Origin of the sequence: Levilactobacillus senmaizukei DSM 21775 = NBRC 103853 (assembly GCF_001592085.1) — a bacterium.
GTDB classification, from domain to species: Bacteria; Bacillota; Bacilli; order Lactobacillales; family Lactobacillaceae; genus Levilactobacillus; species Levilactobacillus senmaizukei.
The window spans coordinates 1-1,880 of sequence record NZ_BCWD01000054.1; the positions used below are offsets into that span (position 1 = coordinate 1).

A 1,880-nucleotide genomic window follows, 5' to 3' on the forward strand; every position below is an offset into this window, starting at 1 on the left:
GTCATTAAACAACGATGACTTTTATGTGGCGCTCACCGATTCCCGTCGGTGGGTGTTTTTTTATGTTCTATTTATCGATTTCATTTAGAATTATAGCTCAACCACAACAAAAGTCAATGGTTTTAAAAACTAGCACTACAGCACTACAGCACTATAGAACAAAAGAACTACAGAACTACAGAATATAAGCACTACAGCACTATAGAACTACAGAACTATGGAACTAAAGAACTACGGCACTGTTTTTTCTTTTAGTAAATGCTTGCACATAGGGCTTAAAGCTATACGGTAGTGCTAGCACTACGGAACTAAAGAACTACAGCACTATAGCACTGTAGAACATAAGCACTACAGAACAACAGCATTATAGAACTATAGAACTAACGCACTATAGCACTATATTGTGTTGATTCAAAAACGATATAGTGCTAATATAACAACAATCGTTAGGAGGCGTTATCATGACACAAACCATAACATTTGGAAATTTTAAAGGCGGAGTTGGAAAAACTAGTAATTCAACATTAGTAGCTCTAGACCTTAGCAATCGTGGTTACAAAACACTACTAGTTGATTTGGACCCCCAAGGAAACGCCACAAATCTACTCTTGAATACTAAAGTTAATATTGATGGAAAAGTTGGCCATTTTAAAAAATCTCTCATGGCTAGTATTGAAGATGGCGATTTAACTCAATCTTTAATACATATAAAAGAAAACTTCGATATCCTAGCTTCTGCACCTGACTTTGCTCTTTTCCCACGCTATATGGAAAAAATCAAAGACTATAATGAACGCGTCAAAGAATTCAGTAATCTTATCAAGCCTATTAAAGATAAATATGATTATGTCATCATAGATACGCCGCCTACTATCTCGTTAATCACCGATTCAGCATTGTATGCCAGCGATTATTGTGTAATTGTTATGCAAACTCATGAACATAGTTTTGAGGGAGCTCAAGCATTTATAGAGTATATCCAGGAACAAGTTATTGATACCTACAAGGCTCCCCGTTTGGAAATCGTTGGTATATTGGCTGTTCTATTGCAAGCCGGAGCTCCTGTAGATGAAGCAACTATTCAAAATGCTATTAATCAGTTTGGAACTGAAAACATTTTTAAACATAAAATTCACTCGATGCAGAGGATCAAGCGTTATGGAATAACTGGTATTACTTTCAATACTCAGTTTGATAGGCGTGTATTCAAAGTATACAAAGACGTAACTGACGAGATGCTAAAAAGAATGGAGGCAATTGAAAATGGCTAATAAATTGATTCGGTCTAACCGCAACCCAATTAAGCCAGATAAGCAGGCTGAAATTTCGGATTTTTCAAATTCAAATAAAGAAATTAAAACCCCACAAAATCAAGTTGCTTCGGTTACTTTTGACACAAACCTAAAAATCAACAACCACATTAGAAACAAATTGCAAGCAATGGCTGTATTAGGGTATAGTGACAATCAAAAGGCAGCTATTGAAGTAGCTTTATCTGTTTATATTGAATCTTTGACTTCAGACGAACGTAAAGAATTAGAATTTCAAATTGATTCTTTAGAAAAACGTGATGTACGCGTAAAAAGTAAATAATCGCGCGCGCTCAGACAACACGTTCAGCTTTTAGACGTATACTTGTCCGTCTAGATGAAGCAGAATATAAAAAAAAGCCCTCTATTATGCGGAATAGAGGGCTTTTCTGAAATCAGTACATACAGACTTTGCTTAGGAGCGTTGCTTGTGTCCATTTAGGACATACACAATCATATAACAATCAATCAACGCTGTCACTTAACTTACGCAAAAAAGCCACCCATACTACTCAAAAAATATTCACAACCTATCTAAACAACCGTTTCCAAAAGTTCTCTCTCGTCTCA

At 35.8% G+C, this 1,880-nt stretch carries 2 protein-coding genes; both read left to right on the forward strand.

Going from position 1 to position 1,880, the window contains the following annotated elements:
* Positions 1-461: 461 nt before the first annotated feature.
* Complete coding sequence (locus tag LSE01S_RS10540; RefSeq protein WP_015474642.1) at positions 462-1,271, forward strand: ParA family protein; 810 nt, start codon at positions 462-464, stop codon at positions 1,269-1,271.
* A complete protein-coding gene (locus LSE01S_RS10545; RefSeq protein WP_046041066.1) occupies positions 1,264-1,593 on the forward strand; it encodes a DUF5388 domain-containing protein in 330 nt (109 codons plus the stop codon). Before LSE01S_RS10540 ends, LSE01S_RS10545 begins: the two co-directional genes overlap by 8 nt.
* Positions 1,594-1,880: the final 287 nt, after the last annotated feature.